General features: G+C 56.8%; 16 protein-coding genes. 10 read left to right on the top strand and 6 right to left on the bottom strand.

All coding sequences use genetic code 11. The annotated features are described in order from the left end of the window. Nucleotides 1–52 precede the first annotated feature (52 nt). Nucleotides 53–1030 (bottom strand): tripartite tricarboxylate transporter substrate binding protein, encoded by a 978-nt coding sequence (locus RMR24_RS04775; protein ID WP_310613942.1) that lies wholly within the window; start codon nt 1028–1030, stop codon nt 53–55. 88 nt (nt 1031–1118) lie between these two features. On the opposite strand from RMR24_RS04775, the gene RMR24_RS04780 reads away from it, so the two are divergent. Beyond that, nucleotides 1119–2333 (top strand): FAD-dependent monooxygenase, encoded by a 1215-nt coding sequence (locus tag RMR24_RS04780; RefSeq protein ID WP_310613943.1) that lies wholly within the window; start codon nt 1119–1121, stop codon nt 2331–2333. 12 nt (nt 2334–2345) lie between these two features. Here RMR24_RS04780 and RMR24_RS04785 read toward each other — a convergent pair whose 3' ends face one another. Genes RMR24_RS04785 through RMR24_RS04795 form a run of 3 tightly spaced genes read right to left on the bottom strand, consistent with a single transcriptional unit; the run spans nt 2346 to nt 4788 of the window. Further along, entirely contained in the window at nt 2346–2651 is a 306-nt protein-coding gene (locus RMR24_RS04785; RefSeq protein ID WP_310613944.1) for a YkgJ family cysteine cluster protein, read from the bottom strand. Between the two features lie 2 nt (nt 2652–2653). Next, nucleotides 2654–3595, bottom strand: coding sequence for an ornithine carbamoyltransferase (gene argF / locus RMR24_RS04790; protein WP_310613945.1), 942 nt, complete (start codon nt 3593–3595; stop codon nt 2654–2656). Then, nucleotides 3592–4788, bottom strand: coding sequence for an aspartate aminotransferase family protein (locus RMR24_RS04795; protein WP_310613946.1), 1197 nt, complete (start codon nt 4786–4788; stop codon nt 3592–3594). Before RMR24_RS04795 ends, argF begins: the two co-directional genes overlap by 4 nt. Nucleotides 4789–4983: 195 nt before the next feature. On the opposite strand from RMR24_RS04795, the gene RMR24_RS04800 reads away from it, so the two are divergent. Further along, entirely contained in the window at nt 4984–5304 is a 321-nt protein-coding gene (locus tag RMR24_RS04800) for a DUF3579 domain-containing protein (RefSeq protein ID WP_310613947.1), read from the top strand. Nucleotides 5305–5416: 112 nt separating this feature from the next. Here RMR24_RS04800 and rpsT read toward each other — a convergent pair whose 3' ends face one another. Beyond that, nucleotides 5417–5716, bottom strand: coding sequence for a 30S ribosomal protein S20 (gene rpsT, locus RMR24_RS04805; RefSeq protein ID WP_310613948.1), 300 nt, complete (start codon nt 5714–5716; stop codon nt 5417–5419). 116 nt (nt 5717–5832) lie between these two features. Here rpsT and murJ point away from each other — a divergent pair, with 116 nt between their 5' ends. Both murJ and RMR24_RS04815 read left to right on the top strand, forming a co-directional pair. Continuing rightward, complete coding sequence (murJ, locus tag RMR24_RS04810) at nt 5833–7398, top strand: murein biosynthesis integral membrane protein MurJ (RefSeq protein WP_310613949.1); 1566 nt, start codon at nt 5833–5835, stop codon at nt 7396–7398. Nucleotides 7399–7422: 24 nt separating this feature from the next. Continuing rightward, on the top strand, nt 7423–8151 hold the full coding sequence (locus RMR24_RS04815; protein ID WP_310613950.1) for a transglutaminase-like domain-containing protein: 729 nt from the start codon (nt 7423–7425) through the stop codon (nt 8149–8151). A 42-nt stretch (nt 8152–8193) separates the two neighbouring features. Here RMR24_RS04815 and purM read toward each other — a convergent pair whose 3' ends face one another. Continuing rightward, complete coding sequence (gene purM / locus RMR24_RS04820) at nt 8194–9243, bottom strand: phosphoribosylformylglycinamidine cyclo-ligase (protein ID WP_310613951.1); 1050 nt, start codon at nt 9241–9243, stop codon at nt 8194–8196. 94 nt (nt 9244–9337) lie between these two features. Between purM and RMR24_RS04825 the strand changes: the two genes are divergently transcribed. The 6 genes from RMR24_RS04825 to RMR24_RS04850 all read left to right on the top strand — a co-directional run bounded on the left by RMR24_RS04825 (nt 9338) and on the right by RMR24_RS04850 (nt 14585). Then, nucleotides 9338–10411, top strand: coding sequence for an AI-2E family transporter (locus tag RMR24_RS04825; RefSeq protein WP_310613952.1), 1074 nt, complete (start codon nt 9338–9340; stop codon nt 10409–10411). 6 nt (nt 10412–10417) lie between these two features. Beyond that, on the top strand, nt 10418–11104 hold the full coding sequence (gene hda / locus RMR24_RS04830) for a DnaA regulatory inactivator Hda (RefSeq protein WP_310613953.1): 687 nt from the start codon (nt 10418–10420) through the stop codon (nt 11102–11104). After that, nucleotides 11104–11775 carry an HAD family hydrolase gene (locus RMR24_RS04835; protein WP_310613954.1) on the top strand — a complete coding sequence of 224 codons (672 nt, stop codon included), beginning with the start codon at nt 11104–11106 and terminating at the stop codon, nt 11773–11775. The genes hda and RMR24_RS04835 overlap by 1 nt, the downstream gene beginning before the upstream one ends. Beyond that, the gene (pcnB, locus tag RMR24_RS04840; RefSeq protein ID WP_310613955.1) at nt 11772–13334 is read left to right on the top strand and encodes a polynucleotide adenylyltransferase PcnB; all 1563 of its coding nucleotides are present in this window, start codon (nt 11772–11774) and stop codon (nt 13332–13334) included. Before RMR24_RS04835 ends, pcnB begins: the two co-directional genes overlap by 4 nt. Before the next feature lie 14 nt (nt 13335–13348). Continuing rightward, nucleotides 13349–13822 (top strand): 2-amino-4-hydroxy-6-hydroxymethyldihydropteridine diphosphokinase, encoded by a 474-nt coding sequence (gene folK, locus RMR24_RS04845; RefSeq protein ID WP_310613956.1) that lies wholly within the window; start codon nt 13349–13351, stop codon nt 13820–13822. Between the two features lie 115 nt (nt 13823–13937). After that, the gene (locus tag RMR24_RS04850; RefSeq protein WP_310613957.1) at nt 13938–14585 is read left to right on the top strand and encodes a DUF47 domain-containing protein; all 648 of its coding nucleotides are present in this window, start codon (nt 13938–13940) and stop codon (nt 14583–14585) included. Nucleotides 14586–14588 lie beyond the last annotated feature (3 nt).

Below are 14588 nucleotides of genomic sequence, written 5' to 3' on the forward strand. Positions count from 1 at the left end.
AAAAACCCCGCAAAGCGCGAGCCTTGCGGGGTTTTTTATGCGTGGCTAAAAATCACTCAGGGTCGATTTTTGCGTCTCGGACTACTTTGGCCCAACGTGGTGCCTCTGACTTGATGAGTGCCGCAAACTGCTCTGGCGTACCTCCGCCGATTTCATTGCCTTGGCTCAGGATTTTTTCCTTCACCTCAGCCGTTTGCAGGGCCTGGTTGCACAGGGTATTGAGTTGCTTGATCAGCTCAGACGACATGCCTTTGGGGCCAATCAAACCCTGCCAATTCAGCACTTCGACTTCAGGAAAACCTTGCTCGGCCATGGTGGGGATGTTGGGCAAAAGTGGTGAGCGCTTCTTGCTGGTGATGGCCAGTGCGCGCATGCGACCGCCTTGGATGGATGGCATGGCGGCGTACATCTGCTCAAACATCATGTGCACTTGGCCGCCCATCAAATCGGTGGCAGCAGCGGAACCGCTTTTGTACGGGGCGTGAATCATGTCAATGCCGGCTGAGTGCTCAAACAAGGCGCCGCTCAAATGGTGCGAGCCACCGATGCCACCTGAGCCGTAGCTGAGTTTGCCTGGGGATGCTTTGGCTGCAGCCACAAGGTCTTTGACGGTTTTGTAAGGCGAATCGTTGCGCACCATCAAGATGAGTGGGCCACGCTCGATCAAGCAAATCGGTGTGAGGTCATTCAAAGGGTCGAAGTTGAGCTTTTTAAACAAAGCTTGGTTCACAGCCAAAGGAGCGAAGTTGCCCATCCCAAGGGTGTAGCCATCGGGCTTGCCACGTGCGATGGCTTCCGTGCCAATGTTGCCACCTGCACCTGCCTTGTTGTCGATGATGATGGGTTGACCCAGAATCGTGCCCATGGCCTTGGCCACTTGGCGTGATCGGCTGTCGGCGTTGCCGCCAGCAGCGTAGGGGCAAATCCATAGAATGGTTTTGGCCGGGTTGGGGTATTTGTCTTGGGCTTGCGCCAACAGTGGCAGCAAGCCAGCGCTGGCAGTGGCTTGAATCAGGGTGCGACGTTTCATGGCTGAAGTCTCCTTGGTTTTGGATGCAGCAAATCATAGGCTTGTCCATTGATTTTTTGCGGATGACAGACATAGCACAATCACGTATATGAATCGAAATATCTTGATTGCAGGTGGCGGCATTGCAGGCATGGCGGCTGGCTTCTCCGCTGCGCGCGCGGGTTGGCAAGCGACGGTATTTGAGAGAGCGCTTGAGTTTTCTGAAGTGGGTGCTGGTGTGCAACTGGGGCCTAACGTGACCCGCATTTTGCAAGCTTGGGGCTTGGGTGATGCACTGAGGCAAGTGGCGGCATTTCCTTCGGGCTTGCATGCGCGCAGCATGACTACTGGAGAGGTGTTGGCTAAGTTGCCTTTAGAAGACGCCAAGACAACCTATGGTGCGCCTTACGTCACCCTTCATCGCGCAGACTTGCATGGCCTGTTATTGCAAGCAGCTGCGCATGAAGGTGTTCAAGTGCACAGCGATGCGAATGTGCAACGCATGAAGCAAACATCAGACACCATTGCTTTAGATGTGGTTCAGCAAGGGCAGCCTCAACAGCACACCGCCGCGGTGGCCGTCGTGGCTGATGGGGTGTGGAGCCCGTTGCGTCAACAGCTTTTGGGTGATGGACCACCTAGCTTCACTGGTCATATCGCTTATCGTGCACTGGTCGCACAAGCAGATTTGCCCCCCCATTTGCGTAGCCAACATGTGTCGGTGTGGATGGGCGCACAAGCGCATGTGGTGAGTTACCCCGTGCGTGGTGGCGACTATCTGAATGTGGTGTGTTTGGCAGAAGGCAGTTTGCTCGACGGCGATGCCAACAACCTCCAAGCCTTGCAAACATGGAATGCGACTAAGTCTGAAGCGCAAACTTTGGCCGAGTTGCATCACGCTTTGCGTGACGCGTGTTCCCCGTTGACCGACTTGATGGCCGCATGTCGCGACTGGCGCTTATGGCCCTTGTGTGGCAGGCCAGCGATGCAGGGCGCTCATCAGCATGCACAAGGCCGTGTAGCGTTGCTAGGCGATGCGGCCCACCCCATGCTGCCTTACTTGGCGCAAGGCGCTGGCATGGCGATTGAAGACGCTGATGAGTTGGCTGCGCAGTTGTTGGGCGCCACACCAGTAAATGCGCATGAACGATTGCAGCTGTTTGCCCAAGCCCGCTGGCAACGCAATGCGCGTGTGCAGGCGAGAGCGGTTCGCAATGGACAAATTTTTCACGCCTCAGGACCCATCCGTCTGGGCCGAGACATGGGCTTGCGCCTCATGGGCGCACGCTTGATGGATATTCCTTGGTTGTACGGCTACCGTTAAACCAAAAGCGCTTTAGCTGAGTGCAGCCAGCCCGTGACGCATGCGCGCACGCTGACATGCATCGCTGCCTTCTTCAAACTCTCTGCACGGGGAGGGGCGCCATTCGTAAATGCCGCAGGTGGCTTTCTCGCCCACTTTGCCACTCAGCGCGCCGCAGCGTGGTGGCGAGTAATCGGTACCACGCATGCGGCACATCGAGGCGGTGAGTTCTTGGCCTAAGCCTGTGGGCACAGTGCCGCCGTGCGTGTCCATTTCTTCCACGCTGAAGTCCACCCGAAAACTGGAGCAGCAGGCGCCGCAGCTGGTGCAGGCTGACATGGTTATTGACGGCCGAGTAGCAAGTACTCCATGAGTGCTTTTTGCACATGCATGCGGTTTTCAGCTTCGTCCCACACCACGCTTTGGGGTCCGTCGATCACGTCGGCCGACACTTCTTCGCCACGGTGTGCGGGCAAGCAATGCATGAAGAGGGCGTTGGGTTTGGCCACGGCCATCATCTCGCTGTCGACGCACCAATCGGCGAAGGCTTTTTTGCGGGCTTCGTTTTCAGCCTCAAAACCCATGCTGGTCCAGACGTCGGTGGTGACCAAGTCTGCGCCTTCGCAGGCTTGCATGGGGTTGCCAAACACTTTGTAGCAGTTGCTGTTGCTCAGGCCCGCAATGGCAGGGTTCACCTCGTAGCCGCTGGGCGTGCTGACATGCACGGTGAAGCCCAGCATGTCGGCCGCTTGCAGCCAAGTGTTGGCCATGTTGTTGCCGTCGCCCACCCAAGCCACGACCTTACCTTTGAGGCACTCAAGCGGGTGCACGGTCAAGCCTCGGTGCTCGATGAAGGTGAACAAGTCGGCCATGATTTGGCAAGGGTGAAATTCGTTGGTCAAACCGTTGATGACCGGCACGCGCGAGTTGGCGGCAAAGCTGCTGATTTTGTCTTGACCATAAGTGCGGATCATCACCAAGTCGGTCATGCGACTGATCACTTTGGCGCTGTCTTCGATGGGCTCTGCTCGGCCCAGTTGGCTGTCGCCTGTGGTGAGGTGAACCACCGAGCCGCCCAGCTGATACATGCCGGCTTCAAAGCTGACGCGGGTGCGCGTGGAGGCCTTCTCAAAAATCATGGCCAGCGTGCGGTCGGCCAGTGTGTGGTGCTTTTCGTAGGCTTTGAATTTCTTTTTAATCAGTGCTGCGCGTTGGAACACGTAGGCGTATTCGTCCGCTGATAAATCGGTGAACTGCAGGTAATGTTTCAGCGCGTGGGTCATGGGGCTTCTGCCAAGAATGTTTGGATGAGCGGCACAAGGATAGCCACCACTTCGTCGGCCTCAGCCTCGGTGATGATGAGCGGTGGTACCAATCGCACCACGCTGTCAGCGGTGACGCTGAGCAACAAGCCTGCGTCGAGTGCGCGTTGCATCAAGGCGCCGCAAGCGCGGTCAAGATCAATGCCAATCATCAAGCCTTGGCCACGAATTTCTTTCACACCCTTCATGCCGTCGAGCTCACGGTGCAAAGCCGCATGCAGGTGGGCGCTGACCTTGGTCACGTTGTCGAGCAACTTGTCTTCTTCCATGATGCGGATGGTTTCCACGCCCGCACGCATGGCCAGTGGGTTGCCGCCAAAGGTGGTGCCGTGGTTGCCGGGTTGGAAGATGTGGGCAGCTTTGGGGCCTGCCACGACTGCACCAATTGGCACGCCAGAGCCAAGTCCTTTGGCCAGTGGCATCACGTCAGGCACGATGCCGGCCCATTGGTGGGCAAACCATTTGCCGGTGCGGCCCATGCCGCATTGCACCTCATCAATCATCATCAGCCAATCGCGCTCGTCGCACAGCTGGCGCACTTGCTGCATGTATTCGGCGCGCATAGGTGTCACGCCGCCTTCGCCTTGGATGGCTTCCATGAACACAGCCACCACATTGGGGTTGCCTTCGGTGGCTTTTTTCAGGGCGTCAATGTTGTTCACTGGCACGCGGATGAAGCCGCCCATCATGGGTCCAAAGCCTTCTTTGATTTTTTCGTTGCCTGTGGCAGCCAATGTGGCCAGTGAGCGACCGTGGAATGATTTTTCGTAAACCACAATTTCTGGCAGGTCAATGCCCTTCATGTGGCCAAACTTGCGTGCCAGTTTCAGGGCCGCTTCATTAGCTTCCAAGCCACTGTTGCAAAAGAACGCATTGGTCATGCCCGACAACTCCACCAGCTTGACCGCCAGCGCTTCTTGCAGGGGGATGTGGTAATAGTTGCAGCTGTGCATCATCTTGCCCACTTGGTCTTGCAGGGCAGGGGTGAGCTTTGGATGTGCGTGGCCCAAGGTGTTGACGGCGATGCCAGCCAAGGCGTCGAGGTAGCACTTGCCGTCGACATCCCACACGCGCAAACCTCGGCCATGCGACACCGTCATTGGCAGGCGGCCATAGGTGTTCATGCAATGGGGGGATGCGGCAGGCGTGGTCATGTCAACTCCAAAAATAAAAACGACCCAACGAAGGTTGAGCCGTTGAGGTGTGATTTTAAAGGCAGTGACATGACAAAACCGTGGCGGTGTGGGGGCATTCAAATGCCACAAGTCTTATATAAGATAGAATACTTGACACCCGAGCGACAGAGGGAGATCCCCCGTCGCCACGCAACCGATTTCAGCCTCTACCCGATGGTTTCACACTCCGCCAAAGAAGTTTTTATTCTGGGTTTGACCCACGAAGGACGCACGTTTCGCCCCAGCGATTGGGCCGAACGTTTGGCGGGCGTGATGAGCCAGTTTCGCCCCGGCGGCGCAACGCCCGGCAGCCACTTGAGCTATTCCCCTTGGTGTGTACCCAATGTGTTGGACAACAACAAATGCGTCATCGTCCACACCGACTTACGCGACGAAGACCCCATGGCCTGGAACTTCGTGATGAACTTCGCCCGTGACAACGACTTGCAAGTGGTAGAAGCTTGCTTGTTGCCAGAGCACCCACCTGCTGCTTGAAATAGACAACAAAAAACCCGCTCAAGAGCGGGTTTTTGCTTTTTCTTTGCTGACAGCGCACCCGTTACAAACGGCGGGCTGAACGTTCAGCCCGGGCTGGTGGCCTAATAAATTAGGCGGCGAGAGCCAAGGATTTCACCTTGGTAGACAAGCGGCTCTTATCGCGAGCTGCTTTGTTTTTGTGGAAGATGCCTTTGTCAGCAATCGTGTCCACAACGGCTTGCATCTTGGCAAACAGTTCGGTAGCTTTGGTTTTGTCGCCAGCGATGACAGCTTTCTCGACGTTCTTCACGGCAGTGCGGTACTTCGAGCGCAACGAGGTGTTGGCAGCGTTGATTTTGATGTCCTGACGGACGCGTTTACGGCCTGATGCTAGGCGCGGGTTCTTTTTCTTGGGTTTGGCTGAAGCCATGATAGTTTCCTTAAGTGTCTGAGGATGTTGTCAGCAAAGCCTACGATTGTAGCAAACTCCAAAAATAGGGTCGAAGCCACCCGCACCCTCAGCCAAGCCGCCGCTACACTGCAAATGTGTCACTGTTCAAATCTGCCTCCATCGTCTCGGGCTTGACCCTGGTTTCCCGCATCACTGGTTTGATGCGTGAACTGCTGATTGCTTCGACTTTTGGGGCCAGCGCCCTGACCGACGCATTTAATGTCGCGTTTCGGATTCCCAATTTGTTCCGCCGCTTGTTTGCCGAAGGCGCGTTCAGCCAAGCCTTTGTGCCCGTGTTGGCTGCCAGCCGCCAGCAGCATGGCGACGAAGCCACCCATGTTTTGGTTAACCAAGTGGCCACCTTGCTCATTTGGGCTTTGTTCATCACGTCGGTGGTGGGCGTCTTGGGCGCACCTTGGTTGGTGTGGGCTATGGCCAGCGGCTTGAAACAGTCGCCCGAGGGCTTTGACGTGGCGGTGGTGATGACGCGCTTCATGTTCCCCTACATCGCCTTCATGTCACTGGTGGCCTTGGCTGCGGGGGTGCTCAACACTTGGAAGCGCTTTGCCGTGCCTGCGGCCACGCCCGTGCTGCTCAATGTGTCCATGATTGCCGCCGCTTGGTGGGGGGGGCCATGGTTTGGTACTTTGGGTGTGCCACCTATTTACGCCTTGGCCGTGGGCGTGATGCTGGGCGGTGTGGCCCAGCTCAGCGTGCAGCTTTGGGCTCTGCGTCGTTTGGGTCTATTGCCCCGCGTGGGCCTGAGTTGGCTTGCCGTGCGCGAGGCTTGGGGCGGCGAAGGTTCCAAGCGCATTTTGCAGCTCATGGCGCCTGCCTTGTTGGGTGTGAGCGTGGCGCAGATTTCCTTGCTCATCAACACGCAAATTGCTTCTCAACTCATACCTGGCAGCGTGAGCTGGCTCAGCTATGCCGACCGCTTGATGGAATTTCCCACCGCTTTGTTGGGCGTGGCTTTGGGTGTTGTCTTGATGCCTCAGCTCTCTGCGGCCAAAGCGGCCAACGACACGGCCAAATATTCAGACATGCTCGACTGGGGCTTGCGCTTGGTGCTGCTGCTGGCGCTGCCATGTGCATTGGCTTTGTTGATTTTCTCGAAAGCCTTGGTGGCGGTGCTGTACAACTACGGCGCGTTCACAGCCCACGATGTGCAGCAAACCACGGTGGCACTCATGGGCTATGGCGTGGGCCTGTTGGGCTTGGTGGCCATCAAGGTGCTGGCGCCTGGCTATTATGCCAGTCAAGACATTCGCACGCCGGTGCGCATTGCGGTGGCGGTGCTGGTCATCACGCAGTTGTTCAACGTGGCCTTGGTTCCCTATTTGGCCCATGCGGGCTTGGCTTTATCGATTGGCTTAGGCGCATTGGTCAATGCCGTTTGGCTGCTGTGGGGCTTGGTCAAAAACGGCACCTATGTCATGAGCGCAGGCTGGCTAAGCTTTGTGCTCCAAGTGCTGGCCGCGTGTGCGGTGCTGGGCGCTTGGCTGTGGTGGTCCGCCCGGTATTGGGACTGGACGGCCTTACACGCCACGCCGCTGTTGCGCGTGGGCTTGATGATGGTTGTATTGGCCGTGAGTGCGCTGGTGTACTTCGCCACTCTCACCGTCACCGGCTTGAAGCTGCGCGCCTTGCTGCGCCGATAAACTGAAACAAGAGGAGGCTGCGCCATGGATTTCAAACTCGAAGTGCCCACCGCCCTGGAATACTTTGCTTCTCTTGTACAGAGCGATGCGCATTTTCCGCTGCTCGAAGCGGTGACCAGTTTGGCCCAAGACGAGTACCCAGAGCTCGACATTCAAGAGGTGCTTGACCATGTGGACCAACTCAGCGGTCGTTTGAAACAACGCTTGCCTGCTGATGCGGGCGCTTTGCAAAAACTGCGCTTGCTCAATAAGTTTTTCTTTGACGAGCATGGCTTTGGTGGCAATCTCAACAACTACTACGACCCCGACAACAGCTATTTGCATGTCATTCTGCGCACGCGTCGCGGCATTCCCATCAGCTTGGCGGTTTTGTGGTTAGAGCTCGCGCAAAGCATTGGGCTGAACGCCCAAGGCGTGGGCTTTCCCGGCCACTTCTTGATCAAAGTGCGTTTGCCTCACCCCAACGAAGGACAGGTGGTGATGGACCCGTTCACCGGCGAGTCGTTGAGCAAAGAAGACTTATCCGAGCGCTTGGTGCCCTTGCATGCCGAGTCTGGCTTGATGCGCGAAGGCCATGTGTCGGACGAGTTGCTCAAACACTATCTGCGTGCCGCCACGCCGCGCGAAATCGTAGCGCGCATGTTGCGCAACTTGGAGGAGGTCTACACCTCGCACCAAGACCCAGAGCGGTTGATGTTGGTGCGGCAGCGACTGATGGTGTTGCTGCCTCAAGTGCTAGACGATGACGAATAAAAAAAGCACCCGAAGGTGCTTTTTTTATTGGGGCAAGGTGGTTTAAGCCACGACCACTGCAGCCCCATCACCCAGCTCAGCAATGACACCAATCGTGTGCACTTGCTCGCCATGGGCGCGCAGCATTTCTGCACAGGCCTCGGCGTGGGCGGCGTCAATGACCACCACCATGCCAATGCCATTGTTGAAGGTACGGTTCATTTCCATGTCGTCGATGCTCGCGGTGTTTTGCAACCACGCAAACAGTTCGGTTTGTGGCCAGCTGCCTTTGGTCAGGTGAGCGGCTGTGCCTTCGGGCAAGACGCGAGGAATATTTTCTAACAAGCCTCCGCCCGTGATGTGGGCAAGGGCTTTGATGCCGGAGTCATGTTCCGTATTGGGGAATGCGGCCAAAGCTGCCAACACGCTCTTCACATACAAGCGGGTCGGGGCCATGATGGCTTCTTTGAATGGCTTGCCGTCTAAGGTGGCGGGCGCATTTGCACCTGCACGCTCAATGACCTTGCGCACCAGTGAGAAACCGTTCGAGTGAACGCCAGCTGAGGCCAAGCCCAACACCACATCGCCTGGTTTGACGTTTTGACCGGTCAAGATTTTGAATTTTTCAACCGCACCCACCGCAAAGCCGGCGAGGTCGTATTCGCCATCGGGGTACATGCCGGGCATTTCAGCGGTTTCGCCGCCAATCAAGGCGCAACCTGACAGCTCGCAGCCTTTGGCAATGCCACCCACCACCGCAGCGGCGGTGTCGATGTGCAATTTGCCACAAGCAAAGTAGTCGAGGAAAAACAGGGGCTCAGCGCCTTGCACCAACACGTCGTTCACGCTCATCGCCACCAAGTCGATGCCCACGGTGTCGTGCATTTGCCATTCAAAGGCCAGCTTGAGCTTGGTGCCCACACCGTCGGTGCCGCTGACCAGCACGGGTTCTTTGTAGCGCTTGGGTACTTCAAACAGCGCGCCAAAACCGCCGATGCCAGCCAAGACGCCCTCGCGCATGGTTTTCTTGGCCAAGGGTTTGATGCGTTCGACCAAGGCATCGCCTGCGACGATGTCGACGCCGGCGTCTTTGTAGGAGAGGGGTTTGTTCATAGTGAGGAGGAGCTGGGGCGCTGCCAAGATGGGCGTGGATTGTGCGCCGATAGAATCAAACTGTAATTTTAAAGCCAACATCAACAATCGCTGTATGCAATTCACCCCCGCGCAACAACACGCCTTAGCTTGGACCAGCCTCTCTGCTGTGGCCGCGCTTGTTTTGTGGCTGCTGGGCCCTGTGCTGATGCCGTTTGTGGTGGCAGCCGTGTTGGCCTATGTGCTCAGCCCTCTGGTGCGCGGCTTGCAGCGTGTGTGTGGACGCCGCTTGCCCCGCTTGGTGGCCGTGGTGTTGGTTGAAGTGCTGTTTTTGTTGTTGCTGGTGGCCTTATTCACCTTGTTGATTCCCATCTTGGCCCACGAGCTGCCGCGCATGCGCGACCAAGTGCCAATCTTGGTCGAGCGACTGCAAAACGACATTGCGCCTTGGCTGCAAGCCAAAGGCATTCCCGTCATGCTCGACAGTGCCAGCATCAAAGCCTTTGTGTTGCAAACCTTCAACACTTCGTTTGACGATGGTTTCAAACAAGCGCTGACCTCGCTGCGCATTGGTGGCAGCGTGGCCTTGGCTGTCATTGGCAATTTGGTGCTGATTCCTGTGGTGCTGTTCTATTTGTTGGCCGATTGGCAGCGACTTGTGCGGCACGTCGAGGCACTCGTGCCCATGCCTGCACGCAGCACCTACGACAGTTTCGTAACGGAGTGCGACGACGTGTTGGGCCAATATCTGCGCGGTCAGTTGTCGGTCATGGCTTTGCTGGCTGTTTATTACAGCGTTGCCTTATGGCTGTTTGGTTTGGAGTTGGCGTTCCCCATTGGCGTGTTCACCGGCTTGGCTGTATTTGTGCCGTATGTGGGTTTTGGCTTGGGGCTGGTGTTAGCTGTGCTGGCGGGTGTGTTGCAGTTTGCGCCGAGTGAAGCACTGCTGATGGTGGCAGTGGTTTACGGCTTGGGCCAGCTCATCGAGAGTTTTGTGCTCACCCCCCGGTTAGTGGGCGAGCGCATTGGCTTGCATCCGCTGCATGTGATTTTTGCCTTGATGGCCTTTGGCCAGTTATTTGGTTTTGTGGGCGTGTTGGTGGCTTTGCCTGCCAGCGCAGTGCTGTTGGTGGCCATTCGTCGCTTGCGTGCGCAGTACCAAGCCAGCGCTTTGTACCGTGGTGTTTGAGTGCAGATGAAGCAAATCGCGCTCGACATCGGTTTGGCCCCCGGCCCCACACTTAAAAACTTTTTTGCAGGCCCAAACCTTGCCGCCTTGCAGCACCTGCAGTTGTGGGTGGGTAACGACAAACGCTCCCCCGTACCAACCTATGTATGGGGCGAGAGCGGCAGCGGGAAAACCCATTTTTTACGCGCCGCGCAAGCCAGTTTGCGCGACCAAGGCTGTGCCGTGGGTTGGTTGGATGCGTCGGTGGCCGAGCCCCCAGCGTTTGATGAATCGTGGCGCGTGGTCATCATGGACGATGTGCACCTCTACACCGCGGTGCAACAGCACGCCGCCTTCAACTGGTTTGTGAATGCCACCACGCCTGGCGATGGCCAACAGCGTTGGGTTCTGGCCGCAGGCGCCGTCCCGCCCAGCGACTTGGCCCTGCGCGAAGACCTGCGCACCCGTTTGGGCTGGGGTCATATTTTTCAATTGCAGGTGCTCAGCGAGCCTGAGCGCCGTGCCGTGCTGCGCCAACAGGCTGACGACCGAGGTGTATTTTTGAGCGACGAAGTGATGGACTTCATGCTCAACCGCTTCAGCCGCGACCTGAGCAGCCTCATTCAACTCCTCGACCAACTTGATGACTACGCCTTGCAAACGCAACGCGCCATCACCATCCCGTTGATCAAAGCTATGCTGGAAGCCATGTGATGAAACTCGCCTTATTTGACCTCGACCACACGTTGCTGCCCATTGACTCTGACCAATCATGGGGTGAGTTCACCGTCCGCTTGGGCTGGCATGAACGTGATGTGTTCATTCAACGCAACGACGAGTTTTATGCCCACTACCAAGCGGGTACTTTGGATATTCATGATTACGTGCGTTTTGCGTCAGAGGCTTTTTGCCAGCGCGGGCCAGAGCAGGCGGCACAGGCCCACGCGCAATTCATGCGTGAAGTGATTCAACCCGCCATTCGCCCAGAAGCGCTGGCGTTGGTGCAAAAGCACCGCGATGCGGGTGATCGCGTCATCATCATCACCGCCACCAACGAATTTGTGACCCGCCCAATTGCCAAAGTCTTTGGTGTGGACGAGCTGATCGCGGTGGAGCTGGTGCGCGATGCCAAGGGCTGGTACACCAACGAAATCAGCGGTGTGCCGTCCTTGCGAGAAGGCAAAGTGCAACGTCTGCAACAATGGCTCACACGCGAAGGCTTGGACTGGGCTGATGTAGACACCACGTTCTACAGCGATTCCCGCAACGATTTGCCTCTGTTGGAGCGTGTCAACCACCCCGTGGCGACCAACCCCGACAACACACTGCGCGCCGTGGCCTACGATAAAGGCTGGCCGATTTTGGAACTGTTCCCAAAACAATGATCAAACAATTCATCAACAAGCTGATGGGCAAAGCCCCCGCCAGCACCCTGCCTAGCTTGGGCAAACGCCATGTGGTGCCTGCCAAGGTGCACGGCATCAACGTCGACTGGGTGGACGAACGCGCCTTGAATGTGGTGCGCACTCTGCAAGACCGTGGCTTTGAGGCCTACATCGTTGGCGGTGCTGTGCGCGATTTGTTGCTCGGCTTGAAGCCCAAAGACTTTGATGTGGCCACCAACGCAACGCCTGAGCAAGTCAAAGCTGCATTCCGTCGCGCCTTCATCATTGGCCGACGCTTTCGCATCGTGCACGTGGTGTATGGCCGAGGCCGTGAGCATGAAGTGATTGAGGTGTCCACCTTCCGTGCACACCTAGATAACGCCGACGCTGAGCAAGTCAAAGGCAACGAGCGCAGCAGCAAACAAGAGCTGGCCAACATGAAGCATGCCGTTGACGCCAGCGGCCGTGTGCTGCGCGACAACGTGTGGGGCCCGCAAGACCAAGACGCTGCTCGCCGCGACTTCACCATCAACGCCATGTACTACGACCCCGAAACGGGCAACGTGATTGATTACCACGGCGGTATTGCTGACGCGAAGAAAAAAGTCATCCGCATGATTGGTGACCCTGCCACGCGCTACCGCGAAGACCCTGTGCGCGTGATTCGCGCGGTGCGTTTTGCCGCCAAGCTCTCGGTCTTGGGTTTCAAGATGGAAGCCAAAACCGCTGCACCTTTGAAGCGTGCTGCCAAGCTGTTGGCTGATGTGCCCCAAAGCCGTTTGTTTGACGAAATGCTCAAGCTCTTGCAAACCGGCCACGCGCTGGCCAGCATTGAGCAGTTGAAGCTCCAAGGCTTGGCCAAAGGTATTTATCCGTTGCTCGATATCGTCGTGGCGCGTGCAGACGAACAATTCGTCACCACCGCGTTGAACGATACCGACCGCCGCGTGGGCGAGGACAAGCCGGTCGCCCCTAGCTTCTTGTTAGCCTGTGTGTTGTGGTCTGACGTGCGCGAAACTTGGGCTCAGCGCAGTGTCAAGCAGCCATCATTCCCTGCGTTGCAAGATGCGATTGACGAAGTGTTTGACTCCCGCATTGGCGATGTATCAGGCCGCGGCAAGCTCGGCGCAGACATGCGCGAAATTTGGATGATGCAGCCGCGCTTTGAAAAGCGTACAGGCAGCGGTCCTTGGACCTTGGTGGACCAAGCGCGTTTCCGTGCAGGCTTTGACTTCATGCGTTTGCGCGCCGATGTGGGCGAGGTAGATGAAGCCTTGTCTGACTGGTGGCAAGAGTTCAGCGTGGCCAGCGACAGCGAGCGTGAAGACTTGTTGCAGCAAGTGCGACAGGAGCAGCAACAACAAAAATCCCAGCGTGCGCCTCGCGTGCACTCGGTGCGCCGTGCGCCAAAACAGGAAGTTGAAGACCCACGTTTCAGAGACGTCGAGCCTGATGGCGTTGATGCGGGTGAAGACGGTGCCATATCTCCCGCCAAGAAACGCCGCCGCCGCCGCCGCAAGCCCACGGGTGAAGCGGGTGGTTCACCCGCCGCCCAATAAGCCAGGGCCCTGCCATGTCTGTTACCCCCGTCATGGCATGCGTGGCTCTGGGTGCCAATTTGGGTGACGCAGTGGGCACCGTGCTGCAAGCTTTGCGCGATGTGGCGGGCTTGCCTGAGACGCAGCTGGTCAACGCTTCATCGCTCTACCGCAGTGCGCCCTACGAGGCGCAAGGGCCAGACTTCATCAACGCCGTGGCTTTGGTGAATACCCAGCTCAGTCCGCTGGCGTTGTTGCATGCCTTGCAAGCGCTAGAGCTGCAACACGGCCGTGAGCGGCCTTACCTCAATGCGCCACGAACCTTGGACCTTGATGTGATTTTTTACGGCGATGTAGTTTTAGAAACGCCAGAGTTGACTTTGCCGCACCCACGCTGGCATGAACGCGCATTCGTGTTGCTGCCTTTGGCTGAGGTTTGGGCTGAGGGCGTGAGTGCTACGCAGCTAGCAGCCGTCAAAGATCAATCTATTCAACGTATCCAGCCTTAGACGTTTAATAATTTGTCTGACATGGCTTGCGAGGGCTGAGATATGTGGTGGCGAGCTGCGTTTACACTTCTGTGTCATTTAACTGTCACAAATAAGTCATCCACAGGAGCTCCAAATGCTATTTGGAAAGTTGTTGCCCACAGAAGGCAATTTTTTCGTCATGTTCAATCAACACGCCGATCGGATCGTCGAAGCCTCACATGCTTTTTCTAATTTGGTAGCCAATTACGGCGATCCTATTCTTCGCGACAAATACAGCCAAGAAGTAGACAACGCCGAGCGCGGCGCAGACCGCGTGACGCACGAATGCAATGTGGCCATCCACAAAACCTTCATCACGCCTATTGATCGTGAGCAAATTCACTCATTGATCAACACCATGGACGACGTGGCTGACTTGATTCAAGACACCGCTGAAACCATGGCCTTGTATGACGTGCGTGCCATGAACGAAGAAATCGTACGTTTGACTGACCTGAGCGTGAAGTGCTGCGAACGCTTGCGCGACGCTGTGTACATGCTGGAAAAAATCTCTGACCACAATACCGCCGAAGCTGCGTTGAAGACGTGCGAGGAAATTGATAAGCTCGAATCAGACGCTGACCGCGTGATGCGCAGCGCCATGAGCAAGCTGTTTCGCGAAGAGCCTGATGTGCGTGAAGTGCTCAAGCTCAAAGCCATTTATCAGCTGTTGGAAACCATCACTGATAAGTGTGAAGACGTGGCCAACTTGATCGAGGGCATCGTCCTCGAGAACTCTTAATCA

Source organism: Limnohabitans sp. (genome assembly GCF_031539105.1).
Taxonomy (GTDB): Bacteria; Pseudomonadota; Gammaproteobacteria; order Burkholderiales; family Burkholderiaceae_C; genus Limnohabitans.